The organism is Legionella israelensis, from assembly GCF_004571175.1.
Classification (GTDB): Bacteria; Pseudomonadota; Gammaproteobacteria; order Legionellales; family Legionellaceae; genus Legionella_D; species Legionella_D israelensis.
Genome location: NZ_CP038273.1, coordinates 413,552 through 439,575, shown reverse-complemented (window position 1 = coordinate 439,575; position 26,024 = coordinate 413,552). Strand labels below are relative to the sequence as shown.

The window sequence follows — 26,024 nt, the reverse complement described above, 5'->3', positions numbered from 1 at the left end:
CTATATTTTCATTTTTAATGAATAATTAATTAAATATATTGACAAAATATTCATCGAGCCGTATTATGCATATTTATGCGTATTTGGTGTTAATTTTTGACTTTTTATATGAATAAACGAATAAACATTGCGATTTGTGGTTTTCAGGGTTACGTGGGTAAAACGCTTGTTTCTTTGCTTTTAGGTCATCCTCATTTGAAAATTGTCGCTTTTCTTGCTGGAAAATCTGATGAACAGTTCCAGACACATGTAGAAATTGCAGTCAAACAAATTGTTCCCGTATATTCTTTACCGGAGATGCTTGAGAAGCAAAACGAGGTGGATTTATTGTTACTGGCGACACCTCCTGACGTCTCAATAGCCTTGGTGCAGAAATTGAAAAATACCTCTATGAAGATTATTGATTTAAGTGGTGCTTTTCGTTTGCCACAGCAGGAGATGTTTCTATGGTATGGCTTACAGCATCATATTCCTGAATATCTGAATGGGGCGGCATATGCTTTATCGCCTTGGTCAAATCAAATCATTGGCCAAAAATTATTAGCCAATCCAGGTTGTTATGCAACATGTGCTTTAATGGCACTGATCCCTTTGTTAAAAGAGAACATCATTAAAAAAAATACAATTATTATCGATGCAAAATCAGGAACTTCCGGTGCTGGGAAAAAAGCGAATCTTGATTTAATGTTTTCTGAAATGGCTGATAATTTTTTTCCATATAAAGTCGGAAAACATCAACATAAGCCAGAAATCAACTATATGCTGGAGCAGTATACCGGCAAACCATGCAAAGTTATTTTTACAACGCAAATGCTGCCTTTATTACGCGGTATTTCCATGACCATCTATGCTGATGTCATTTCTGATATCCAGTCTGACGAGGAAAGCATAGCAACAATAACCAAAGTGTACCAGACAGCCTATGCCGGGTATCCCTTAGTCAAATTTGCCGCCATTAACCAGGGAAACGCGGAAAATGACAAATTTCTTTTGTCATTGAAATCGGTTAGCGGTACTCCCAATACTCATATTGCGTACTATGTGGAAGAGGGTAAGCTCTATCTGTTTGCCAGTATTGATAATTTATTAAAAGGCGCAGCGAGTCAGGCTATAGAAAATATCAATCGACTTTATCAATTACCCCCTGAAACAAGCTTGTTGGCAAAGGAGGTTGTATGACAATACCGGGCGCTGGCATCTTTAGAACACGATTGCCAAATGGTTTTCGTGCTGGTGGTATTAATTGCGGAGTGCGTCGTTATCGTCCGGATCTTGGTATTATTGTTTCTGATAAGCCCTGCACTGTGACAGGTGTTTTTACCCAAAATGCCTGTAAGGCCGCGCCAGTAAATTATTGTCAATCATTATTGCCAGCAACTGATATTAAAGCCATTATCACAAATAGCGGCCAGGCTAATGCTGCAACAGGTCTCTCTGGTGTTATGCACAATCAAAAAATGGCTGATGCCGTCGCCGAGACATTATCGTGCAATAGCAAGCAGGTTTTAACAGCATCCACAGGCGTTATTGGCGAGCCTTTAGCCATTATTAAAATTGTTCAGGGCATCCCTGAATTATTAAGATCTCTAACAACGATTGCAGAAAAATTTGCCTTATCTATCTTAACAACGGATTTAGTTCCTAAGACTGTTCATAAAGAACTTATGCTATCAGGCGGTAAAATAACCATTACCGGCATTTGCAAAGGCTCAGGCATGATTCATCCGAACATGGCGACTATGCTCGGTTATCTATTGACCGATGTACAACTGACGGTCAAACAATCAGAGGCCACGCTTAAAAAGGCCTGCGCTAAAAGCTTTAATATGATCAGTGTTGATGGAGAAACCTCCACCAATGATTGTGTTTTTCTGATGTCCAATGGCATGAATGGCATTCAACTTATAAATGAAGAAGATGAGCAACAGTTTTATCAGGCTGTTGAAGAAATTGCTGTCATACTGGCAAAAAGTATTGCCAGAGATGGTGAAGGTGCATCAAAACTGATTGAAGTCAAAGTTAGCGGTTTGGAAGATGAAACATTGGCAAAAAAGATTGCTCGAAATCTCACAACCAGTCCCTTAATTAAAACAGCGATTTACGGTCATTCACCTAATTGGGGACGAATACTTGCCAGGCTGGGCAATGAAGGACTTTCTGCAGAACTTCTTCAGTATTGTGATATCTCAATGCAAGGGGTGAAGCTGTTTTCCCAGGGAGAAATGGTAAGTCATTTAAACCTGCATGAACTGGAAAGTAACATGAAAGAAGACACGATATTTATACACATTGAATGTTCTGTTGGCTCACACTCCGCAACAGCTTGGGGCTGCGATCTGAGCGAAAAATACATCAAAATTAATGCAGAATACTTGTCATGATAGAAAAAAGAGATACAGCGCCTATTATCGAGGTGCTTCATTATGCCAACGACTTTGCCGGTAAAACTTTTTTGCTGAAGCTTGGCGGTTCAATTTTACAAGATGAAATGCTCATCGACTCTGTATGTCAAGATATAAAACGGTTGCATCAGGCAGGTATCCGTTTAGTGATTGTGCATGGTGGCAGTAAAGCGATTAATCAATGCCTCGCTGAGCATAAAATTAAGGCAGATTTCATTGATGGTCTGCGTATTACATCACGCGAAGCAATGCAGCTAATAGAGAAAGTCTTGTGCACACAGGTTAATAAGATTTTAGTTGATAAATTAAAGCAGATAGGTCTTCAGGCAATGGGAATATCGGCCGCTACTATACAACTGTTACCTTGTCGCTATTATAGCAGGCAACATGGCTTCGTTGGTGTGATTCAATCTGTTAATTTGAGTAAGTTTAAGCCATCATCTGATTCAATTTCAGTGATTGCACCTATTGGTGTAGATGCTGCAGACAATTCTCTGAATGTCAATGCTGATTATGCTGCAAGCAAGTTAGCTGTTGCCTTGAACGTCGATAAATTGATCTTTATGACGGATCAAAATGGTATTTATGCCAAAGACGGGAGTGTTTATTCAGAACTAGATAGCAATGAACTGATTAAACTGATAAATGATCAAACCGTAGTAGGTGGGATGTTAATAAAAACAAAAGCTATCCTGTCAGCTTTAAATGAACATTTAAACCATGTTCATATTCTTAATGGCAATATTCCACAGGTGCTGCTGAAAGAAATTTTCACAACACAAGGTGTTGGCACGCTTTGTAAAGCATCCAGTAAATAAAAGAGGGGTTTCTATGGGCAGTGAAATAAAACATCTGATTAAAGGTGATGAGTTCAATCAAGAAGAAATTCATTCACTTTTGACATTGGCAATGGCAATGAAAAAAGATAAAAATTTACATGCAAAAGCACTTGCCGGACAACATATTGCTCTGATTTTTGAAAAACCTTCCCTGCGCACTCGTTTCAGCTTTGGTGCAGCAATAAACCATCTAGGTGCTCACGTCATTGAAAGTGTGTCTCAGACGCGAAAGTCAGAATCACCGAAAGATATGATCAGGGTCATACAGGGGTATTGTTCTGCCATGATGATTCGAACGTTTGATAATTGTGTTCTTGAGGAGATGAAATCCTATGCCAGGATTCCTATTATTAATGGCTTGACGGATTTATTCCATCCTTGCCAATCTCTTGCAGATTTGATGACCTTAAAAGAAGTTTATGGTGGTTTTAAAAATCTTAATATTGCCTATATTGGCGACGGTAATAATGTTTTGCATAGTTTAATGATCATAGCTACCAAAGTAGGTATAAATGTTCATTATTGTTGCCCAAAATCGCACGGTCCGAAAAAAGAGGTTTTGGCCTTAGTGGAAAATAAGCATTTACTTAAGGAATTTACACAGCCTGCTGCAGCAGTTAAAAACTGTCAGGCGGTTTATACCGATGTTTGGACAAGCATGGGATTTGCAACAAGAGATGAAAATATTTTTAAAGACTTTCAAGTGAATGAAGACTTGATGGCTTACGCTTCAGAAAATGCCGTATTCATGCATTGCATGCCAATGGAGCGAGGTAAGGAAGTCAGTGTTGATCTTCCCGATGCACTCTGTTCTGTTATTTTCCAACAGAGTGAAAACAGGATGCATGTACAAAAAGCGTTGTTGTTAACTTTATTGGCTCACGATAGGGTAAACATATGAGCAAATTAGGCTACCAAAAGTTGTAAATGAGAAAAGGGCTTCACACTTCAGCTTTCCATATGGTTTTAATCCTTAAAAACCACGGAGTTTAAGCCCATCGATACTCACCAGGTTGCAGATTGGCTAATGTCCATTGCCCAATACGATGTCTTATCAGGCGGAGGGTTGGGAAGCCAATGGCAGCGGTCATTTTACGAATCTGATGATTTTTTCCTTCAGTAAGAATGATTTCCAGCCAGCTTGTTGGAATAGAAGCTCTGTATCGGATTGGAGGTGTGCGTGGCCAGATCTTTGGTTCTTCAATAATACGACACTGCGCGGGTAAAAATAACAGTTCTTTATAACTCAGCCCTGAGCGTAATGGCTCTAATGCCTGATTATGGAGTTGTCCTTCCACTTGCACCCAGTAATATTTTCGTTTGTGGAACTTAGGGTGGCTTAGCTGATGCTGCAGACGTCCGTCATTGGTTAGGAGTAACAGACCCTCACTGTTTTTATCCAGACGGCCGGCAGGATAAAAGTCTGGCAGATCGATATAGCCTGCCAGCGTTTTATCGCTTTCCATTCCACTAAACTGACTGAGAACGCCGTAAGGTTTGTTAAAAAGCAACAGTTTGTTCATATTTTCCGTATCATATTTGTTTCTGGTTATGTGAAATGATTCCTGGATTTATTTGGGGTATGCTCTTTCACATGCTATATTATGACTTTTCACGAAACGGAGTTGTCAATGTCTTTTGAAAAAATTAATCTGCCTTCGCAGGGCGAAGCCATTAAAGTCTCACCTGATTATTCATTATCGGTTCCTGATCATCCAATTATCCCATATATTGAAGGCGACGGAATAGGCGTTGATGTAACACCGGCAATGCTGGATGTTGTTGATGCTGCAGTAGAAAAAGCCTATAGCGGCAAACGTAAAATTGCCTGGATGGAAATTTATGCAGGAGAAAAAGCCACTGAGGTTTACGGAAAAGATCAATGGTTACCTAAAGAAACACTGGAGGCCATTAAAAAGTATGCAGTATCGATTAAAGGGCCTTTAACAACACCGGTTGGTGGCGGTATTCGTTCTTTGAATGTGGCAATTCGTCAGGAGATGGATCTGTATACTTGTTTGCGCCCAGTGCGTTATTTTATCGGCGTGCCAAGTCCTGTAAAAGAACCATGGAAAGTAGACATGGTTATATTTCGTGAAAACTCGGAAGATATTTATGCCGGTATTGAATGGAAGGCAGATTCCGATGGAGCTAAGAAAATTATCCGTTATTTAACGGAAGAAATGGACGTTAAAAAAATTCGTTTCACTGAGCATTGCGGTATTGGAATTAAACCTGTGTCAAAGGAAGGCACCCAGCGTCTGGTTAAATCTGCAATTCAGTATGCCATTGATAACAATAGAGATTCAGTAACTTTGGTGCATAAAGGAAACATCATGAAGTTTACTGAAGGTGCTTTTAAGGATTGGGGCTATGAAATAGCTAAAGAGGCTTTCGGCGCTAAAGAATATGAGGGTGGGCCATGGCTTGAGCTCAAACACCCCAAGACTGGCGCACAGATTATTATTAAGGATGTTATTGCTGATGCATTTTTACAGCAAATTTTATTAAGACCTGAAGATTACAGTGTAATAGCGACTTTAAACTTGAATGGTGACTATATTTCTGACGCCTTGGCGGCTCAGGTTGGCGGTATAGGCATTGCTCCGGGGGCTAATATAGGTGATGGTATTGCTGTATTTGAAGCAACACATGGAACGGCTCCCAAATATGCAGGACAGGACAAGGTCAATCCTGGTTCTTTGATTCTTTCTGCTGAAATGATGTTGCGCCATCTTGGTTGGACTGAGGCGGCTGATCTTATCCTCACGGGAATGGAAGCAGCTATTAAAGCTAAGACAGTCACCTATGATTTTGAACGTCAATTACAAGGGGCGACATTGGTAAGCTGTTCAGGATTTGCAAAAGAGTTAATCAAACAGATGTAGTCATTAGGAGTATATACTTCGCTAAAAAGTGCAGCACAGCAACTTATAGGAGCACTTTTTAGCAACTATTTCTGGCAAGATGGACTAAAAAATAGCCGTTTCCAGAGCAGGACTGAACACTTACTCAGTCAGGAGTTAGCTGAATGCAAGATGGTCCGGCCTATACTTAAAGGCCGGCTTTTAAATTTAATGTAGATAATTATCCAAGATGCTTGTTTTGAGAAATTTTAACGCGAATTTACTGGCCAAATGCTCGTAGTCAGTCTATAAAATTAGTAAAGGGTATATGAAATGAGTGGGCAGTATTTAGAATATACCGTTGAGCGAAAAACGGCTGAGGCTAAAAGTCAATCTGAGGTCAGGCAGCCTAGAAAATTTAAAGTTGTGTTGCTTAACGATGATTATACACCTATGGATTTTGTTGTAAAAGTATTGAGGCGTTTTTTTTATTTAGACGAAGAAAGAGCGACTCAGATTATGTTGCAGGTTCATATTCAAGGGAAAGGTGTGTGTGGGGTATTTACAAGAGATATTGCTGAAACAAAAGTTGTATTGGTCAATGAATACGCAAGAAATAATGAACATCCGCTGCTTTGTAGCATGGAACCTGAATAATGGTGGTGGCTAGAGGAGTAAAAGACAATGTTAAATAAAGAACTTGAATTCACCTTGAATCTGGCCTTTAAGGAAGCAAAAGAAAAACGTCATGAATTCATGACCGTTGAACATTTGCTTTTGTCTTTACTTGATAATCCAGCTGCAGGTAATGTTTTACAAGCTTGTGATGCGAATATTGAAACTTTGCGTCATGATTTAATTGAATTTATTGATGAAACCACACCTCGAATTCCTGAAGATGAAATTGACCGAGAAACACAGCCTACCTTAGGTTTTCAACGCGTTCTTCAACGAGCTGTTTTTCATGTCCAATCTGCTGGAAAAACGGAAGTGACCGGCGCTAATGTTTTGGCGGCCATTTTCAGCGAGCAGGAAAGTCAAGCAGTTTATTTTTTACGTAGAGAAAACATCACACGCCTTGATGTTATCAATTACATTTCTCATGGAGTTTCCAAATATCAAAATAATGACATGCATGACAGCATGAGTCCTTCCATGGAGGAAGACATGCTGGACTCTGAGGGTAACGAGTCTCCTTTGGAAAGCTATTGCATGAATCTTAATCGCCGTGCCAAACAAGGTAAAATTGATCCTTTAATCGGCAGAAATGAGGAAATTCAACGAACCATTCAGGTTTTATGTCGACGAAGAAAAAATAATCCTCTGCTTGTCGGTGAAGCCGGTGTGGGTAAGACGGCCATAGCAGAAGGATTGGCAAGGCGCATTGTGGATGGTCAGGTTCCTGAGGCAATCGATGGGTGTGTGGTTTATTCTCTTGATCTTGGTGCACTTTTAGCCGGGACGAAATATCGTGGTGATTTTGAGAAACGATTAAAGGCAGTTTTAAGACAGTTAAGCCAGCATGAGGGTGCTGTGTTATTTATTGATGAGATCCATACCATAATAGGAGCAGGGGCTGCTTCTGGTGGAGTCATGGATGCTTCTAACCTGATTAAGCCGCTTTTGGCAAATGGAGAATTAAAATGCATCGGTTCCACTACCTATCAGGAATACCGAGGTATTTTTGAAAAAGACAGAGCGTTGGCTAGGCGCTTTCAGAAAATTGATATTTCTGAACCCACTGTGGATGAAACGTTTGAAATTCTTAAAGGTCTTAAAGGAAAATTGGAAGAACATCATGGGGTTAAATTTACCATCCCTTCCTTAAGGGCGGCCGCAGAATTATCGTCAAAATACATTAATGACCGTTTCTTACCCGATAAGGCAATTGATGTTGTTGATGAGGCGGGAGCTTATCAGAATTTATTGACCGCCAATAAACGAAAGAAAATTATCAGTGTGTCTGAAATTGAATCTGTGGTTGCAAAAATCGCCCGTATACCTATTAAAAAAGTGTCTGCCAGAGATAAAGATACACTACGCAACCTGGATCGTGACTTGAAATTGCTGGTTTATGGTCAGGATGAAGCCATTATTTCATTATCATCTGCCATTAAACTGGCGCGTTCAGGATTGAGAGATCCACAAAAACCTGTAGGTTGCTTTCTGTTTGCCGGGCCAACAGGCGTTGGTAAAACTGAAGTGACTCGGCAGTTGGCTAATGTATTGGGCATTGAATTGCTGCGATTTGATATGTCTGAATACATGGAAAAACATACAGTTTCCCGCCTCATCGGCGCGCCTCCAGGTTATGTGGGCTTTGATCAGGGGGGGCTATTGACTGAAGCTGTGACGAAAACACCCCATGCGGTATTGCTTTTGGATGAAATCGAGAAAGCACATCCAGATGTATTTAATTTACTTTTACAAATTATGGATCATGGAACCTTGACCGATACGAATGGTCGCCAGGCTGATTTTCGCCATGTCATTTTAGTCATGACCTCAAATGCTGGTGCAAGTGAAATCAGCCGAAATTCGATAGGCTTTTCTGTGCAGGATAACAGCGGCGACGGTATGGATGCCATTAAACGTCATTTTAGTCCCGAATTCAGGAATCGTCTCGACGCAATTATTAACTTTGCACCATTGAAACCTGAAACCATTGCCTTGGTGGTTGATAAATTTATCATGGAACTGGATGAACAGCTGAGCAATAAGGGAGTCACGTTTACTGTTGAGAAAGCGGCCAGAGAATGGCTGGCAGAACATGGTTATGATAAAACCATGGGTGCGCGTCCAATGGCTCGGCTTATCCAGGAAAATGTGAAAAAACCTTTAGCGGATGAGCTGCTGTTTGGTAAGTTAGCCAATGGTGGTCATGTGACCTTGAAAGTTAAAGATGGCAAGCTCTTTTTTGAAAGTCATGATCATCGCGAGGGTGTATGCTGACCTTTTTTTCATCACAGGGTTATCTACGAAATTTGTAGATAACCCTGTGATGAGTCCTTAATATCGTATATTTTTAAGCCAATGGAATATTTTCAAATCTCGCAAAATCACATCCATTAGGTATATAATACCTTTTTTATTTTTTATGTTATTCCATGCTTAGTGTCATTGTTATTGCAAAAAATGAACAAGAAAATATACGTAATTGCCTGAGCTCGGTGCATTTTGCGGATGAAATTATTGTGCTTGACTCAGGAAGCACGGATAATACGGTTCAAATAGCGCGGGAATATACCGATAAAGTTTTCGAGACCGATTGGCAAGGTTATGGTGTGCAAAAACAACGTGCTTTGAGTCATGCTACAGGCGATTGGGTATTGAATCTGGATGCTGATGAATATGTTGATGATAAATTAAAAAAAGAAATACAAAAAGCGATTGGGGCAGATGAGGCAGATGGATATCGTATCCCCATCCGCATGAATTTTTATGGAAAGCCACTTCGTTTTTCTTCAAGTCCTAAACGACATATTCGACTTTTTAAACGAAAAAATGCCTGCTATAGCGAGGATATCGTGCACGAAAAAATAGTATTGCCCGCCACAGCCCGCATTAGACAAATTCATGCGCCCATTATGCATCACTCATTTCATGATGTCAGTCATGCATTGTATAAAATCAATCGATATTCTTCATACAGCGCTAAAATTCGAATTGCAAAGAACCAGAATCCCAGCTTAATAAAGACCCTGCTCAGCACTTTATGGATGTTTTGCCGCTGTTATTTTTTACAACGTGGCATTCTTGATGGAAAGCCGGGTTTTTTATTTGCTGTGTTGAATGCTCAAGGCACATTCTATCGTGGTATCAAACAAATTTATAAAGACAGCGATCTGGATAATTTACCCCCAATTGAGAGAGTCTGAAGGAGAAAAACATTGAATATGGCAAGACCTAAGGCGAAGATGGATGCCGTATTATCGGTTTTTATGATGGCATTGATTTTTTTTATTCCTGTTAGTTCCAGTTTAAAAACCGTATTTACTGTTTTGATTTTAACAACGGTATTGTCCTTCAAAAATTATCGTCAAGCTTTTATTTCTCTTTTGAAATCTCCATGGATATGGCCATCGTTAGCCTTGTTTATTTTCATTTTAATTGCCTGCTCCTGGACTCCTGCCAGTTTCTCTCAACAACTGACTGCAATCAATAAATACAGCAAGTTGCTATTGTTTCCCATATTCATTGTAGGCTTTATGAATGCCAGAACTCGCCACTGGAGCATGTGGGCTTTTATTTTGGCAATGTTGCTAACAGGGACAATCGCGCTTCTTCAGAAATATCACTTTGTCAACTTGCACGGTGACGGTTTTATTGATCCGGGGCACGTCTTTCACTCACATATTATGACCGGGTTTTTAATGGCATTTGCCAGTTATTATTGTGCAGCCATGTTTTTTAAATTAGAAAAAAAACAAGTTCGCTGGGTTTATTTAATGCTGGCCCTGTTTTTTTCTTACCAAGTTCTTTTTGTAAACATTGGGAGAAGCGCTTACGTTATTTATTTTGTCCTGATGCTTTTATTATGTGTTCAATGTTTTTCAATGAAACAAGCCATTATCGGAGTGTTGGCCAGCATCAGCTTGTTTGCCTTTATTTATATGGCTAGCCCAGTGATGCGTGGCAGTGTAGAAAAACTGATTCATGATTACCAAAATTACCAGCAAAATAAACTAAACACATCCTTAGGCTTTCGAATTCAGTTTCATCAATATGCCAAGGCTCTTTTTCTTGCCAGTCCTCTACGTGGCCATGGTACGGCGAGTTTTACTTTTTTTTATGATCGTGATAATCCTGTACCTAACTGGTGGAAGAAGCTTTTAGAGCCGCATAGTGAATATCTGTTAATTGCCGCTCAGCAAGGCGTGATCGGCCTGACATTCCTGTTTTTATTTTTTTGCAGTTTATTATGGAATGCCAGAAAGCTTGTCGAAACCAAAATTATTTTATCAGGACTGGTCATTGCTTTTGCTATTGGCTGTTTATCCGATTCTTTATTGTTTTACGGCGGACCAGGGTATTTCCTGATAGCCTTGGGTGCATTGTGTTATGGAGAATTTTTTGAATCCCTTAAAAAGCAAGTTTCAGAAGTAGCCAATACTTGCTATAAAGCGCCAGCACATCCTCACCCACATCACGTTGAAAATAACCCTGTTTAAGAATTTCAGGTGGCGGATAAATCAAGGTATTGTTTTTCAAAGTGGCAGGCAATAATTCCTGGCCTGCGCGGTTCGCAATGGCATGTCCTTCTTTGAGTGCCACTTCTCTTGCAACATTTGCTTTGAGCATAAAATCAATAAATTGATAGGCCTCTTTCAGGTGAGGGGGATTTTTCGGAACCGCGAGACAATCCACCCAGATGACAAATCCATCTTTGGGGAAGATATAATCAATATTTGGATTTTCCTGTTTGGCTTTAAAAGCATCGCCATTCCAGGCAGAGCCACTGATGGCATCCTCATCAATCATAATGGCTTGGATACTGTCGCTGGCGAAAAGTTTTATATTTGGAACCAGTTTTAACAAGTGCTCATAAGCTGCCTTGATATGACTTGGATTCTCATCGTTTGGTTTGAAACCAAGGCTTAAAAGAGCGATGGCGAAAACTTCTCTTGAATCATCAAGCAACATCAATTGGTTTTTCCAGCGAGGTTGCCATAATTGCTGCCATTTAACAGGGGGAGATTTAACCCATTGTCTGTTATAAAAAATCCCGGTAACTCCCCAAATAAAGGGTATGCTGTACTGATTTCCTGGATCGTAATCATTATTCCGAAATTTATCATCAAGGTTCTTAATATGAGGGAGTAAACCTTGATTAAGTTTAGTCAGCATTCCTTGCTTTTTCATTCGTTCTACAAAATAACCTGAGGGCAAAATAACATCGTATATACTTTTTCGACTGGCCTTTAATTTTCCATACATGGTCTCATTAGAGTCATAAGTGGAAAAATTAACTTTTATTCCCGTTTCCTGTTCAAATTGATGAACTACTGATTTAGGTATCTCTCCTCCCCAAACATATACGTTAACCACTCTACTGGCGAATAGTGGCGATATGGAAAGAAAAGACAGTGTAAGGTATAGAAAAGCATGTACAACAGACGCTGATTGTTTCATGAATCTTTTCCTGACAGATAATGAGAAATAATGACCAGCAACATTGATATGGCAAAAGTAAAAGTACAAAGAGCATTCAATTCCGGAGTAACTCCGGTTCGCACCAGAGAGAAAATGGTAAGAGGTAAAATACTGAAATCAGGTCCAGCTACAAAATAGCTAATAATGACATCGTCAAAAGAAAGAGTAAAGCAAAGAAGAAAAGCACTAAGTATAGCTGGCCATAATAAGGGAAGAAGAATTTTTAAAAGAGCTGTGGATTTGCTTGCGCCTAAGTCAAGGGCACTAAAATAAACATTGGCATCCAATGTCTGTATTCGCGTACTGATGGTCAGAATAACAAAAGGAATACAGAAGGTAATATGGGCAATGAGCAGACTTAAGAAGCCAAGACTAATATCAGCGACATTAAAAAAGATGAGCAAGGCTACACCCAACACCAAATCAGGTATAATGATCAGCAAGAGCAGCATGATAAAAAGAGTTCGTTTTGCTGTGTTTTTATATAAAAATATACGGACACAAACCAGTAAACCAAATACAGTGGCTACAAGAGAAGCTGATAGCCCAAGAAAAACAGAATGAAAAAAAGCTTGCCAAAGCCCTGTGTCTTGAATTAACTCTTTATACCACTGCAAAGAAAAACCATGCCATTGAAGGGAAAATCTTGCTTTATTAAACGAATAAATAATGAGTATTAAAATGGGTAAATAAAGCAGTGCATATATCAGTAATAAATAACCTTTGGATAACAGAGATTTCAATGCATCACCTCCGAATTCTGGCGGCGAAAGATAGCAAGAAGTAATAAAAGTATCAAAGTAAGCAGCACACTGGTAGCTGAGCCCTGGGGCCAATCTTCAAGCACAAGAAATTGATCTTGAATCATGTTGCCTAAAAGAACAGATCTTGCTCCACCAAGAACGGCAGGAATATAGAATAATGTCATGGCAGGCAGCAAAACCATCAGACAACCAGAAACAATGCCATTGATGGTATTGGGAAGAAAAATTTTGGAAAATACCGTCCATTTGTTTGCGCCCAAGTCTCTGGCTGCTTCAATCAGCCTGAAATCAAATCGTTCCATATTGGTAATGATGGGCAATACCATAAAGGGAAACAGGTTATATACCAAGCCAATGAGCACAGCAAAGTTTGAATAAAGCAAGGACAATGGGGTATCAATAATATGAAATTTCAATAAAACAGCATTTAATAAGCCTCTGAATTTTAGAATGGCCATAAGTGAATAAGTTCTTATGAGTGAACTGGTCCAGAAAGGAATAATGATCAATAAAATAAGTATGGATTGGTGTTTTGAGCGGATCAATAAATAGCTGAAAGGGTAGGCAAGTAATAAACATAAAAAAGTGGTTATTATTGCCAAGGTAAGTGAACGAAAAAAAACATTGAGAAATAGTGGTGAAATCAATGCCTTATAGTTGTCCAGAGTGAATGGAAGAGATACCAGATATATAGAGTCTTTTGACAAAAAACTGGCAATAAACACGAGTCCAAGGGGTAAAAAACAGAAAAGCCCGAGCCAGATGTATATAATGTAAAGGGAAAAAGGTCTATTTTTCATGAGGTAAAAGAACTTCCCATCCAGGTAACCATTCGATCCACACAGATTCGTTTGCTGTGTATTCCAATTTATCATCATCTTCATCAAAAAATTCAGAGGCGTTGATGATTTTTCCGGAAGGTAATGCCACTTTCAGGTCAACGGTAGAACCTTTGTAAACGATATCTACGATTTTACCCGGAATCATGCCTTGCGTGTCATCGACTTCATTAAGACTCCATACTCGAATGTCTTCCGGTCGAATGATGAGGTTAATGCGCTCATCCGGTACAAAATTACCGGTATTTTTGCAAGTTAATTTCACGGTTTCAATGGTAGTATGAATCAAGCCGCTAGAAAGAGCCTCTACCCCGACTTCAAAAATATTAGCTTCGCCGATAAATTTGGCAACGTACAGATTCTCAGGCGTTTCATAGACTTCACGGGGAGTGCCGATTTGCTCAATATGTCCGTGGTTGAAAATTACGATACGATCAGACATGGACAAGGCTTCTTCCTGATCGTGAGTCACGAAAATAAACGTCATGTTTAATTTTTTTTGTAGCTGTTTTAATTCATACTGCATTGATTTTCTTAACCGGTAATCAAGTGAACTTAAAGGTTCATCAAGAAGAAGTACCTGGGGTTTATTGATAATGGCACGAGCTATGGCTACTCGTTGTTGCTGCCCACCACTTAACTGTCTTACATTTCGCTGGGAAAAATCCTTTAATTGAACTAACTGTAATGCTTCAGCGACTCGCTGTTTGATTGTATTTTCATCAGTACCACGACAGCGAAGGCCAAAAGCCACGTTTTCAAAGACATTTAAATGTGGAAACAGAGCGTATGTCTGAAAAATAGTATGGACATTACGTTTTTGTGGGGGTAATTCATTAATGCACTTCTCATTAATGATAATCTTACCTGATGAAGGCTGTTCAAAGCCCGATATAAGGCGAAGTAAAGTGGTTTTACCACAGCCAGAGGGGCCAAGGAGAGTTAGAAATTCACCATGGTTAACAGTAAAACTGATATTATCCAGAACCGTCAAGGCGCCATAATTTTTATGGATATTTTTTATTTCAATTAATGGTGAATTCATGACGGCTATCCATTTAAATCGTGCATTATCATCAGGACAGTGAGGTTTAATCAAAACCGGCAATTATGAATGTTGTCTTAAATGATGTCTAGTATTTCAACATTTTTTACATGCCTTTTTGAATATTAAATGCCGCTGCAGAATATGAGCTGCAATCAAAACAGAAAAGTTCAATCCTAAATCATTGCTGTCTCGAAGAAATGTGAGATACTTGTTTTACCAGGATGAGGTAGCGATACAAGCTGTCCCAGTGTGCAAAGAACAGGTTTCAGATATGGTTCCGTCGCGACAAATGACTACTCCGGCACCATCATCACTACGTAAAACACCGCCATGCCACAAACAGCAACCCATGATTTTTTGCAAGTCCATAACTGCATGGCGTGTACAGTAACAGGATGAGTAATATCCATTATTGCAAACAAAACGACCTGCAGAGGAATCACAGTAGCGTATGCCGCCCATACCATTGCAACATCCGCTGCAATTTCCACTGGCGAAAGCCGCAAGGGCGGTAATACTCAATACAGTAAACATCAGGAGTTGTTTGATGGATGACATATTTTAATATCCTGTAAAAAGATATATTTTTAGCATAGCATAGAGTTCATGGAATCGTGACAATGATTTTCATCATTTTCTGAAAAAAATCAATGATTAAATAAAATCAGGTTGTTTGACATTATGTAGCTTGTGAAAAAACCTGCCAGTAAACCAAAGAGATGTCCTTCCCAGGAGACGCCTTTTTTGCCTGGGAAAACACCAAGAAAGATGCCGGCAAAATAATAAAGACTAATAAGTCCAAGCATGATGGTTGTCAACGTTCCATGCTGAAAAATATTACTGACTAATAACCCCCAATATCCGGTAATCAGGCCGCTGGCGCCAACGTGCAGTCCTGGTTTGGCAAAACACCAGGTGGCCAGGCCGCTGATAAAAATGATAAGCACTGTGACTACCGAATAATATAAGATGCCATCGATTAATATAAAGTTACTTAAAACGATCAAAGGTATGGAGTTAAAAAAAATATGATTAAAATTCACATGCAGGAAAGGAGAGAAAAAAATACCAGCCAAACCGCGAAGTTTTCGAGGAATAATTCCCAATAACAAAAGACGATTATCGATGAAACGGGTGATAAAAAAAACAGACCATATTACGATTAAAATGATCCCCAGAAACTGAAAATTATGTTTGGTCTGTTCAATAATTAACTGCAGACTTTGGTTAAGCTGTTCAAGCATGATCAGGAATTATGGTCAGTGGGCGCTTTAGTCTTGTGTATCTTCTCAGGTTTATCTGGCATTGCAGTGACAGTGCGAACCGGTACAAACAATAAAGGATCAACCAATGTTTCATTCATTACCATGCTCCAGTGAAGATGGGGTCCTGTGACGCGACCTGTCTGGCCTACTTTGCCAATAATATCCCCTTGTTTTATCTTTTCTCCTTTTTTAACATTGATTTCACTCAGATGGGCATAAAGGGAAAATACGCCTTGACCATGATCGACAATAACCGTATTTCCTGTGAAGAAATAATTGTCGGCATCCACCACTTTTCCCTGGCTCGTCACTTTGACAGGTGTGCCTGCTGGAGCAGCGATATCCAACCCTGAATGGGGCGCGCGAGGCTTTTTGTTGTAAACACGCCTTAAGCCAAACAGGCTGCTTATCGGACCATGTACAGGAGCAATATATTTTTCTTTAAAAGGATTTCCATCCGTCCAGGTGGCAAAAAGTTTCGCCATCTTTTCGTTTTCCTGATCAATTCGTTTTCTATCTTTGGCAAAAGGATCCACTTTACGTTTATTAGATATGGTCAAGTACTGGGTTTTATAAAATTTTTCGCTAACATGGAAAGGCACGGTGGCTTTCAGTGGTTTTTTAATGGTTAACCGTTGAATTTCCTGATGGCTGTCCAATGGTATACCGACAATTAACAGCCATTGGTTTTCATTTGGGCTTGGGGTAACAATGATACGCTTATCATTAAAATAAGCCTCGGGTTTCTGTTTGATATCTATAGGAATGATCGTCAGCCCCCCATTTACAGCATGATTTTCCGGAAGTGACTGGGCAAAAATATAAGCTGTCAGGAAGAAAAAAACAAGACTGGTTTTGAACAGGGTTACCATAAGTCCTTTCATATTAGTCTCCGGTTTTTAATACGTTACAAGTCAGATGTCCTTGTGAAAGTTGTACATCAATAATGTTCCCAGGCACAATCTGCTTGCTTGAAAAAAGTACTTTTTTGTCGTGCAGGGCGATAGCATAACCTCTTTCTAGTGTAGCCAAGGGACTTACGGCATGCAATGTTGACAGATGTACTGACAAGTGCTGTTTTAATTGATTCAGTTTATTTTGCATGCATTGACCAAGCTTTATATTCAAGGCATTCAATCGAGCAAGTGCATGTTTAACAATAAACTTGGGATTTTGATTTTGCAGACGTGATAAATAAAGTTGAAGCTGGTGCTGTCGGTGATGAATACATTTTGAAAACGAATAGCGAAGCCGGCGCTCCAGAAAATCAATCGTTTGCCAATGACCAAAAATCAACCGTCCTGGAGATGCTATTTTTTGTCGTAAATGATTTAATTTCAACTCATGATGCTGCATTTGTTTGCTTATTGTTGAATAAAATTGCTGATGAAATTGATTAAAACATTTCATCAATTGCAGGGTATCCGGTGCAACTGATTCCGCAGCAGCCGTAGGCGTTGCTGCTCTTAAGTCAGAAACAAAATCTGCGATGGTAAAATCGGTCTCATGTCCTACCCCTGAGACAATGGGAATGGAGCAGGACGCTATTTTCCTTGCCAGCAACTCATGGTTAAAAGCCCATAAATCTTCCAGACTGCCACCACCGCGAGCCAGTATAAGCACATCAGAACGCTTATCCTTTTCAGCTCGTACAATGGCATTAATTAATTGTTTATATGCCTGATTTCCCTGAACTTCACTGGGAAAAATCAATATTTTTGCAAAAGGGTAGCGTCGGGTAAGCGTCGTCAATATATCGCGGACGGCAGCCCCTGTTAAAGAGGTGATAACTCCAATGTACTCAGGGAACAGAGGCGGCTTTTTTTTACGTTGGTTTTCAAAGAGTCCTTCAGATGATAATTTTTGCTTTAATTCTTCAAATTGCTGATGAAGTTTTCCTAAACCTGTATCAGTTATACGATCTATGATGAGTTGATAATCTCCACGAGTCTCATACAGACTCAATTTTCCCTTAGCAACGATATGTTGCCCATCCACTATTTTTTTGGCGGGATAATGATGACGATTTTTAAAAAATACGCAACGAAGTTGTGCCTGATCATCTTTAAGTGTAAAGTAAAAATGTCCTGAGGCGGGTTGCATCAAATTGGATATTTCACCCTCAACGTGAATTTCCCCAATATCTCTTTCAAGAAAGTTTCGAACCTGTCGATTCAGTTGGCTTACCGTAAATACTTGGGTTTCGAAGATCATAAAAAATATAGGTTATTAAAAAACATTACATAGATTAACAGATTGAAAAATGAAGGAAAATACTTGATGTTCTTTATGATTTTATAAGATTATACCGGATAATTAAAATAATTAAGCATTGTGAATAGGGATATGATATGAAAAAAAAGTCATTGCTTGTGGCATTGTTGTTGGTTCCTGCCTCTTCTATGGCGGATACACTTTGCGACGCAGTGCAACATGGCCTGATTTCCAATCCCGAAGTTTTATTGAATACGGCCAAGGCATTATCAGCCAGACAAGCTGTAGATAGAGCAAAAGGCGCTTATTGGCCTACCATAGATGCCAATGCCGGATTTGGTAAGGAACAAAGCAGGAATCCAACCACAGAAGCCTTGCAGGGAGGGGGTAAGAGGACATTAAACAGAGTGGAGTCGAGCGTTGAATTAAAACAGAATTTATTTGCAGGCGGCGGCATCGCGTATGAATTAAAACGCAATGAATATTTATATCAGGCTCAGGAGTGGAAAGTTCAGGGTGTTGCCGATGATTTGGCTTTAGATATCGTGCAAAAATACCTGAATGTTCTCTTGCATGAAAAACTATATGGTTATGCCGTTAGAAACCTTAGGGAACATCGTTCCGTTTTTGCTATGATTCGTGAACGTGGTGCCGCTGGAATTTCAAGAGTTGCCGAGGTGGATCAGGCTCAGGCCCGTCTTGCTCTTGCCGAGGCCAATAAAATCAGCGCTGAGGCTGATTTACGGGAAGCTCGTATTACTTACGCTAAAGTGGTAGGTAAATGGCCTTCTGATTTGCGCTGGCCTAAAATCCCCTCATCAAAACATTTACCGAAAACATTGTCTCAATCCATTGAAAAGGGGCTGGATAACCATCCAACATTAAAATCAGCCTACGCGGATGTGAAAGAAGCAAAATCGCAATATGAAGTTGCAAAAGCCTCTTTTTATCCACGTTTTGATTTTGTACTCAGTGCTTCAAAAAATAAAAATCTGGATGGGCTTGTAGGCCGTAATGAGGATAAGATGGCTATGTTTCGTATGACTTATAATCTATTTCGCGGGGGTTCAGATGAAGCCAGGGTGCGCGAAACGGCTTATCAGGTTCAGGAAGCCTATGAAGTTAAAAATCAGTCTATAATTGATTTAAAAGAATCTTTACGACTGTCATGGAATGCTTGGGAAACTTCTGGCCTGCGGATAAGGCCTTTGCGGCAACATGTCAGTTCTTCATATAAAACACGCGCAGCCTATGAGGAACAATTTAAAGTGGGAAAAAGAACGCTGCTTGATTTATTGGACTCTCAAAATGAGTATTACCGCGCACAAATTGAATATGCTCGCGGTCAGAATGAAGAAATATTTTCTCGTTACCGGATATTGAATGGTATGGGAATGTTGCTTTGCTATTTGAAAATGCGCTTACCTTTGAATGTCGTGAATAATGATGTGTTTTCATCCGCACAGACGCATGTTTTATTGAATAAATCAATGAATGAAATTCCTTATCCTGACAATTCAGATCATTCCTTGGTGCTGGCTCATCCAGTCGCATCAATGGATAAAGTTAAATTAACACCGGCAATTGTGAATAAAAATGCAACACTTCCCTTACAGATCAAACCTAAAGTCTGGTATGTATCTACAGGAAATTTCAATGATAAAGCCAGTGCTGATCTTTTAGTTAATCGTCTCAAAAAACAGGGTTTTCCAACATTCACTTGTTTTTACAAAGGATGTCATCTTGTTCTTGTTGGACCGTATGAATATCGTGGCCAGGCTGGTAACAGCATGGAGCGATTGAAGGAAATTGCACATGTTCCAGGAAGACTGGTCACTTTTAAGGGGCCTGTTAAATAAAATCAGAATATTAATAAACGGATGTTTACTTATCGGGTTAATCGGCGGCGGGGTATATGTGCATGCTTCTCCAGCCCTCATTATTAGCCCAGATAAAATTGCACAAATGGAGAAAAAATATAAAGGAGATGTTAAACGACGCTTCCATGCCTGGAGCAATTTGATCAAGTCTCATAAAAAACTGCCCATTGAAAAAAAACTGAGCAGTACCAATAAGTTTTTTAACGTTTTTCAATTTCAATCAGACGCTGTTTATAAAGGGGCTGGTGACTATTGGAAGACACCCGATGAGTTTATTGTTGATGCCAGCGGCGATTGTGAAGATTTTTCCATTGCTAAGTATTTTACTTTACTCGCTATGGGGGTGCCCATGGAAAAGCTGAGAATTACTTATGTTAAATCCCTGCGACTTGACCAGGCGCATATGATTCTGGCTTATTATAAAACTCCTGATGCTGAACCTCTGATATTGGATAATCTGGAACCTCGTATTTTACCGGCTTCACAACGTCCTGATTTGATTCCTGTGTACAGTTTCAATGGTGATGGATTATGGCTTGCAAAGCAAAGAGAGCGCGATAAATATTTAGGGCAAAACCGCTTGAGCAAATGGCAAAGAGTAATAGAACGTATAAAGCAAATGGGTAAAAGACCATGACATTAACGAAAAGACTTGCAATTGGAGTACTGGCCTTTCTATTGGTTATTTTTTTTGGCACATATATCATTACTGTGCATAATGCACGAAATTATTTTATTAAACAATTGGAGAATAATGCTCAGGACACGGCGACCTCTCTGGGTTTGTCAATGTCACAAAGCCTTCGCCAGAAAGATTTACCCACCATGTTAGCAATGGTTGAAGCCATTTTCGATCGTGGATATTTTGAGTTTATAGAGGTTCGGGATAATAAGGGCAATCTATTAATATCCAGAAGATTACCGCAAACAAAGTCGAGTGCTCCTCAATGGTTTATCCATTTAATTGAATGGCCGTCTACAATACAAACGTCACTGGTTATGGATGGCTGGAGGCAGGTTGGCAGAGTTCTCGTATCCAGTGATACTACACTTGCTTATGAAGCGCTGTGGGAAAATGCGGTTAAACTTTTTAACTGGTATGTCGTTTTTGCTGTAATCGCTTTAATACTGGTTTATTTATTTATTCAAACTTTATTGCGGCCTCTGAAACGAGTTTCCAGACAGGCAATGGCTATTTCTGATCATAAATTTCCCATAGAAACTAAAATTCCCAGTGCACCTGAGCTAAAGCAGGTTACCTTGGCGATGAATCAAATGGTTTTAAAAATAAAATCCTTGTTTGAAGAGCAATGGCAAGAAGCTGAAGAGCTTCGTAAGCAAGTTTATCAGGACAGCTTAACAGGATTGAGTAATCGCGCATATTTTATGCAACAACTGCACTCTTTATTGGATAATAAAGATGAGTTCGTGCCTGGGTATCTTTTGATGGTCGTGCTGGAGGGACTGGAAAAATATAATCATCAATACGGTTATCAGAAAGGGGATGAATTGCTATGTTCTGTGGCCAATGCATGTAAAAATTTTTGGCAATTTTCTTCAACGAACACTGTGGCTAGAATTAATGGAACAACATTTGCCATTATTGAACAGGATTCCGATGCTGTTCATATAGAGAAAAAATGCAAGGAATTTGAGCAAATTCTTGGCCAGCTTTTCAGTGATGTTACACATTGTGAATTTCACATGGCTGCAGCTTCTTACTTTGTTCATCAGACGCCTTCCAATTTGTTGAGTTTACTGGACACGGCAGTTAAACATGCAAAAGAGAAAGGAGTATTTTACTGTAAAACGACGTATGAGGACTTTACTTATCCACGCCAGCTGCTAAGTCAGGATATTCTCGACGCGCTTGAACATAAAAAAATATTACTTTATTGGCAACCTGTAACGGATGGAAAAGACATTTTGCATTATGAAATATTTGTGCGATTAATCATGCAGAATTCAGATGAAGTAGGGGCGGGATATTTTATTCCCATTGCTGAACGTTTTGAGATGGCTCATTTGATTGATTTGTATGTTTTAGATGAACTGATCCCGTTTTTAAAGAAAAACATGAAAAATATATCATTAAATTTATCGAAAACCACATTGACAAACAAGATATTTGCCGATAACTATCTAAAAAAATTGGCCAAGATACCTGCCGGATTGCGTAAACACATTAACCTGGAATTTCAGGAATCCTTTATCATTGATTCTTTTACGGATATTAAATGGTTTATGGATGAGGCAAAACGACTGAGTGTAGGTATTGGTATGGATCGTGTAGGTATTCATTTCTCTTCAATGCACTATATCAGTGATCTGCATCTCGATTATGTTAAATTACATGGCAGCCTGATTCAGGATATTAAGGAGGATGAGAGTAAGCAGTTTTTTATTCATTATTTTAACAAGATGGCAAAAACATTAGAGATTGACGTTGTTGTTACCCAGGTGGAACATCAGTCACAATGGGACGCCTTACGCTTGATTCATATATCCTGGGGACAGGGACGATATTTAGGTTCAGTGGAACCGCTTCAAAAATCAACATGAAGCGGGAAGAAAATCAGATGGAATGCTTTCACGGTAACCGGATTTATCAATCAATTTATTGAACGGATAATGGTATATTCCTCATCATCAATTTCAAATGTATCTTCGTTTTTTCGTGTATTTACGGTATTTAACTCTTTTTCCCTGACCAGTTTTTCTAATAATTTTTCGTTAACAGGTTCTGTAATGTCCTTATTTTTCATTTCAGTCTGCTTATTTTAGATGGGGTGTAGTTAAATAATAGTATATTAAGGACATTGATCCAGCTATTCGCCCTTCGGATAAATAAAAATATTTATAGGCCATGACGGCACCGCTTAAAACCAGGCTGGCAGATTTATTGACTCATGAGTTATCGACATGAATGATTTTAAGGCAGCGCAAAATGCCAAGACATGGATTTAGATAGCTCTTCAAGTATGAGCTCTCCTCGAATGCTGTTCCCTTTTCTATTAACCCGTGGACTCAGAGTAACAATACCGGCTTTGCCCGGTACTACAGCCATTGTATAGCCTGAAACCCCACTTTTTGCTGGCATTCCAGTACGTACCATATGCGTGCCGGTTTCATCATACAGGCCACAGGTAGCCATGATGGCTAAAGTGATTTTTATCGTTTCCACTGAAATAATCTGCTCGCCGGTGGCTGGATCCTTACCACCATTGGCAAGCAGAGTAGGTAAATAGAGAACTTGCTCTATACGTGCTTCATAGGAGCAAATTGTAAAATACAAATCCAGTGTTTCCGGAACATCAGCACCAAGATTATGACGACTTTTTAATAAATACGCTAAGGAGCGGTTTCTATCGCCAGTTCGTTTTTCTGAAGCAAATACAAGAGGATTAATACTTAACCGTTGTCCAAATAATTTCTGTACCCAATGCTCAAGCCAGGCAAATTGCTGTTCACCTATTCCCGGAATTCTTGAACAAAGTGTAATTGCACCTGGGTTGAGCATAGGATTGGATGGTTTGGGTCCAAACTGTTCAAGACGTGTTATGGATGCAAAATCATCTCCGGAAGGTTCCACCTTGACCCATTCAAAAACATGGCTTGGCCCGTATTCTTCCAAAAGTCCGATTAGGGGAATCAATTTACCAGTACTTTGCAACGTGATAGCCGGTAAATCCTGATTACAATACGTTAAAATCTTATTGTCATTAAGAGTGTGTACGGAAATTGCGGTCAGCTTTTTATCAATATTGGCTAGTTCAGGAATATAATTGGCCGTATCGCCTTCATTGTTTTTTTCAGCCAAACTTACCAGTTTTTTTAATAAGGTTAATGTGATACTAGTTTGTTCCATATTCTCAATACTTCTAAAAACGAGGCTGTATTATGCTAAATTTGGCAAAGAATAACAAAAATTTTTTATTAGTCCCCTTCACTTATACCATTTTTAAAAAAATTAGCTTTAACAATTGACATTCAAAATAACTTCATTAACAATGGTGCCGTCTAGGTAAGCAATAAAGGAATACACCTAGAATTTATCCGACATACCACATTTGGTGTTGTAATGCCGGATTTGTAGAAAACCTTGCAATATTGGATAGATAAAAATGGATTTTATCATGAGACGATGTTTCGTCTGCCTACTGCTTTTTTTCAACCATGCTTACGCGGCGAAAATGCCCGTCATCTATTTCTTTAATTTCAGCGTACCCCCAGTCGCAAATGTTTACCCTAAAGAGAGTGTTAAATTACCCTTGGTGATGTCTCATGCTTATCTTAAAAAAAATAAATGGTGGATTCTGCCAGCTAATACTCGACTTGAGGCCGTCAATGGCATTTGTCCGGCGATTCCAGGAGACGGATTATCGTATGCTGATGGTGTTTGTTATTTAAACCTGGTAGTCAGTGGACAAGTGGCTGGACAAGTTATCAGTGGTACGGTTACATTCCGGCAGCAAGGAAAAGATCATGGTACAAGCTGGAATGATTTTATAAATAGCCCTTATTTTACTGTTAATGTATTACCTCATCCTCTGTCCATGGTTTCTCCCGGTAAGGCTATGGCGGTAGCTGGTAGACCTTTTCATTTCAGCTTTATAAAATACATTCGTTTTTTTGATGAAAACATGCAAAGTGGTGCAACACCGATAGGCATTGTGTCACCGCAGAAAAAAAACGGTCTGCATTTTGATCCGGCAAGTTATTCCATTGTTGGGATACCAGAGCAAATCGGCACATCGACTTTTCAAATTGCTGTCAAAAATCAGCATGGTATGTCAGCAGCAGTTGAATTAATCGTAGAAGTTGGGGTCAATTTACAAGACAAGCCAAAGTTCAAGCCGAATTTTCAATTGGCATCAGCAAATCCTGGCCAACCCTACACCCTTTCTTTAATGAATCTGGTGAAAAAGGAAAGCCTGGTAACAGGGGATCAGCTTCATTTCCGTATCAAGCCTTATAAGAACAATAGCCCATATTTTTCAATCAATAATCAAAACGATAAATGGCTTGTTGGGCATGTTCCAGCCAATGAAGCTGGCCGCACTTTACAAACCACCATCATCGCTCATTCCAACACAGGCGGAGATTCCGAACCTCTGACCTTAAAAATACCTGTGGCTTTCGATCCAGCCTTCACTCCCTCTATTCGCGCTGTGTCGCTGACCACGAATAGTCATCAGCATTTTTATGCAGATTTGATTTCGTCGATAAATGATCCGTCACGGGATGGCAGTTTGCAACTGATCCTGAAAAAAATCAAACCCGACGCGCCATGGCTTAAGCGCTCAATGCAATCACCAACCGCACTGGAAGGACTTGTGCCTTCAGAAGCAACGGGCATGCATTATAAATTGTATTTACAGGCTGTCACCATAACAGGCGGGTCCTCTGAAACGACTGAAGGCGTCTTAAACGTCAACATTAATCCGGACTTAACCCCTCGTTTCAAGATGGAGAAGCCGATTTTACCTGTTTTGCTGCCAGATACAGCCTATAGATATTGCTTTCATGAAAATCGAGATATTTATCCAGAATTCGAAGATTATCCTTATTCCATTGAGTTGGCGAAAGATCATGATAATCCGCCCTGGTTGAAAATAGAAAAGAATTGCATTGAGGTTAACAACGTTCCTTCCGATTTGGAATTTTATCCGGATGTTTGGCTTAGGATCAGGAATACTCCTGGAGGGATCTCAAAGGCTTACTATGTTGAATTACCCATTGCGGGATTAACGAAAAAACCAGACTTTTAAAAG

General features: G+C 39.5%; 24 protein-coding genes. 13 read left to right on the top strand and 11 right to left on the bottom strand.

Annotation, left to right across the window (positions count from 1 at the left end; genetic code table 11):
- Positions 1-108 precede the first annotated feature (108 nt).
- Genes argC through argF form a run of 4 tightly spaced genes read left to right on the top strand, consistent with a single transcriptional unit; the run spans position 109 to position 4,142 of the window.
- Positions 109-1,179, top strand: a complete 1,071-nt coding sequence (gene argC / locus E4T55_RS01890) for an N-acetyl-gamma-glutamyl-phosphate reductase (RefSeq protein WP_058500414.1) — start codon at positions 109-111, stop codon at positions 1,177-1,179.
- Positions 1,176-2,381, top strand: a complete 1,206-nt coding sequence (gene argJ / locus E4T55_RS01885; protein WP_058500415.1) for a bifunctional glutamate N-acetyltransferase/amino-acid acetyltransferase ArgJ — start codon at positions 1,176-1,178, stop codon at positions 2,379-2,381. Before argC ends, argJ begins: the two co-directional genes overlap by 4 nt.
- Positions 2,378-3,220 (top strand): acetylglutamate kinase, encoded by an 843-nt coding sequence (argB, locus tag E4T55_RS01880; RefSeq protein WP_058500416.1) that lies wholly within the window; start codon positions 2,378-2,380, stop codon positions 3,218-3,220. Before argJ ends, argB begins: the two co-directional genes overlap by 4 nt.
- Before the next feature lie 13 nt (positions 3,221-3,233).
- On the top strand, positions 3,234-4,142 hold the full coding sequence (argF, locus tag E4T55_RS01875; protein WP_058500417.1) for an ornithine carbamoyltransferase: 909 nt from the start codon (positions 3,234-3,236) through the stop codon (positions 4,140-4,142).
- 88 nt (positions 4,143-4,230) lie between these two features.
- Here argF and E4T55_RS01870 read toward each other — a convergent pair whose 3' ends face one another.
- Positions 4,231-4,764: a pseudouridine synthase gene (locus E4T55_RS01870; RefSeq protein WP_058500418.1), complete on the bottom strand. Its 534-nt coding sequence runs from the start codon at positions 4,762-4,764 to the stop codon at positions 4,231-4,233.
- An 81-nt stretch (positions 4,765-4,845) separates the two neighbouring features.
- Between E4T55_RS01870 and icd the strand changes: the two genes are divergently transcribed.
- The 5 genes from icd to E4T55_RS01845 all read left to right on the top strand — a co-directional run bounded on the left by icd (position 4,846) and on the right by E4T55_RS01845 (position 11,258).
- Positions 4,846-6,129, top strand: coding sequence for an NADP-dependent isocitrate dehydrogenase (gene icd / locus E4T55_RS01865; RefSeq protein WP_223168270.1), 1,284 nt, complete (start codon positions 4,846-4,848; stop codon positions 6,127-6,129).
- Positions 6,130-6,420: 291 nt separating this feature from the next.
- Positions 6,421-6,744, top strand: coding sequence for an ATP-dependent Clp protease adapter ClpS (gene clpS, locus E4T55_RS01860; RefSeq protein WP_058500420.1), 324 nt, complete (start codon positions 6,421-6,423; stop codon positions 6,742-6,744).
- 27 nt (positions 6,745-6,771) lie between these two features.
- Positions 6,772-9,039 (top strand): ATP-dependent Clp protease ATP-binding subunit ClpA, encoded by a 2,268-nt coding sequence (gene clpA, locus E4T55_RS01855; protein ID WP_058500421.1) that lies wholly within the window; start codon positions 6,772-6,774, stop codon positions 9,037-9,039.
- Between the two features lie 155 nt (positions 9,040-9,194).
- Positions 9,195-9,965, top strand: coding sequence for a glycosyltransferase family 2 protein (locus E4T55_RS01850; protein ID WP_058500422.1), 771 nt, complete (start codon positions 9,195-9,197; stop codon positions 9,963-9,965).
- Between the two features lie 18 nt (positions 9,966-9,983).
- The gene (locus E4T55_RS01845) at positions 9,984-11,258 is read left to right on the top strand and encodes an O-antigen ligase family protein (protein ID WP_065235958.1); all 1,275 of its coding nucleotides are present in this window, start codon (positions 9,984-9,986) and stop codon (positions 11,256-11,258) included.
- Here E4T55_RS01845 and E4T55_RS01840 read toward each other — a convergent pair.
- The 8 genes from E4T55_RS01840 to xseA form a co-directional block, all read right to left on the bottom strand.
- Complete coding sequence (locus E4T55_RS01840; RefSeq protein WP_058500424.1) at positions 11,170-12,219, bottom strand: ABC transporter substrate-binding protein; 1,050 nt, start codon at positions 12,217-12,219, stop codon at positions 11,170-11,172. The genes E4T55_RS01845 and E4T55_RS01840 overlap by 89 nt on opposite strands.
- Entirely contained in the window at positions 12,216-12,983 is a 768-nt protein-coding gene (locus tag E4T55_RS01835) for an ABC transporter permease subunit (RefSeq protein WP_058500425.1), read from the bottom strand. Before E4T55_RS01835 ends, E4T55_RS01840 begins: the two co-directional genes overlap by 4 nt.
- Complete coding sequence (locus E4T55_RS01830) at positions 12,980-13,804, bottom strand: ABC transporter permease (RefSeq protein WP_058500426.1); 825 nt, start codon at positions 13,802-13,804, stop codon at positions 12,980-12,982. Before E4T55_RS01830 ends, E4T55_RS01835 begins: the two co-directional genes overlap by 4 nt.
- Positions 13,794-14,888 (bottom strand): spermidine/putrescine ABC transporter ATP-binding protein PotA, encoded by a 1,095-nt coding sequence (gene potA, locus E4T55_RS01825; RefSeq protein WP_058500427.1) that lies wholly within the window; start codon positions 14,886-14,888, stop codon positions 13,794-13,796. The genes E4T55_RS01830 and potA overlap by 11 nt, the downstream gene beginning before the upstream one ends.
- A gap of 216 nt (positions 14,889-15,104) precedes the next feature.
- Positions 15,105-15,449 (bottom strand): neurogenic locus notch, encoded by a 345-nt coding sequence (locus E4T55_RS01820; protein ID WP_082636450.1) that lies wholly within the window; start codon positions 15,447-15,449, stop codon positions 15,105-15,107.
- Positions 15,450-15,538: 89 nt separating this feature from the next.
- Positions 15,539-16,135 carry a rhomboid family intramembrane serine protease gene (locus E4T55_RS01815; protein WP_058500429.1) on the bottom strand — a complete coding sequence of 199 codons (597 nt, stop codon included), beginning with the start codon at positions 16,133-16,135 and terminating at the stop codon, positions 15,539-15,541.
- A gap of 2 nt (positions 16,136-16,137) precedes the next feature.
- Positions 16,138-17,040 (bottom strand): peptidoglycan DD-metalloendopeptidase family protein, encoded by a 903-nt coding sequence (locus tag E4T55_RS01810; protein WP_058500430.1) that lies wholly within the window; start codon positions 17,038-17,040, stop codon positions 16,138-16,140.
- 1 nt (position 17,041) lies between these two features.
- Positions 17,042-18,370 (bottom strand): exodeoxyribonuclease VII large subunit, encoded by a 1,329-nt coding sequence (gene xseA / locus E4T55_RS01805; protein WP_058500431.1) that lies wholly within the window; start codon positions 18,368-18,370, stop codon positions 17,042-17,044.
- A 137-nt stretch (positions 18,371-18,507) separates the two neighbouring features.
- Between xseA and E4T55_RS01800 the strand changes: the two genes are divergently transcribed.
- The 3 genes from E4T55_RS01800 to E4T55_RS01790 are packed head-to-tail and all read left to right on the top strand — an operon-like array spanning position 18,508 to position 22,812.
- Positions 18,508-20,229: a TolC family outer membrane protein gene (locus E4T55_RS01800; protein ID WP_058500432.1), complete on the top strand. Its 1,722-nt coding sequence runs from the start codon at positions 18,508-18,510 to the stop codon at positions 20,227-20,229.
- On the top strand, positions 20,186-20,887 hold the full coding sequence (locus E4T55_RS01795) for a transglutaminase-like cysteine peptidase (protein WP_082636451.1): 702 nt from the start codon (positions 20,186-20,188) through the stop codon (positions 20,885-20,887). Before E4T55_RS01800 ends, E4T55_RS01795 begins: the two co-directional genes overlap by 44 nt.
- Positions 20,884-22,812 carry a bifunctional diguanylate cyclase/phosphodiesterase gene (locus tag E4T55_RS01790; protein WP_058500433.1) on the top strand — a complete coding sequence of 643 codons (1,929 nt, stop codon included), beginning with the start codon at positions 20,884-20,886 and terminating at the stop codon, positions 22,810-22,812. Before E4T55_RS01795 ends, E4T55_RS01790 begins: the two co-directional genes overlap by 4 nt.
- Before the next feature lie 50 nt (positions 22,813-22,862).
- Here E4T55_RS01790 and E4T55_RS15155 read toward each other — a convergent pair whose 3' ends face one another.
- The gene (locus E4T55_RS15155; protein WP_156411788.1) at positions 22,863-23,015 is read right to left on the bottom strand and encodes a hypothetical protein; all 153 of its coding nucleotides are present in this window, start codon (positions 23,013-23,015) and stop codon (positions 22,863-22,865) included.
- A 167-nt stretch (positions 23,016-23,182) separates the two neighbouring features.
- Positions 23,183-24,118, bottom strand: coding sequence for a glutaminase A (gene glsA / locus E4T55_RS01785; RefSeq protein ID WP_058500434.1), 936 nt, complete (start codon positions 24,116-24,118; stop codon positions 23,183-23,185).
- A gap of 268 nt (positions 24,119-24,386) precedes the next feature.
- Between glsA and E4T55_RS01780 the strand changes: the two genes are divergently transcribed.
- Entirely contained in the window at positions 24,387-26,021 is a 1,635-nt protein-coding gene (locus E4T55_RS01780) for a hypothetical protein (RefSeq protein ID WP_131780730.1), read from the top strand.
- The last annotated feature ends 3 nt before the right edge of the window (positions 26,022-26,024 follow it).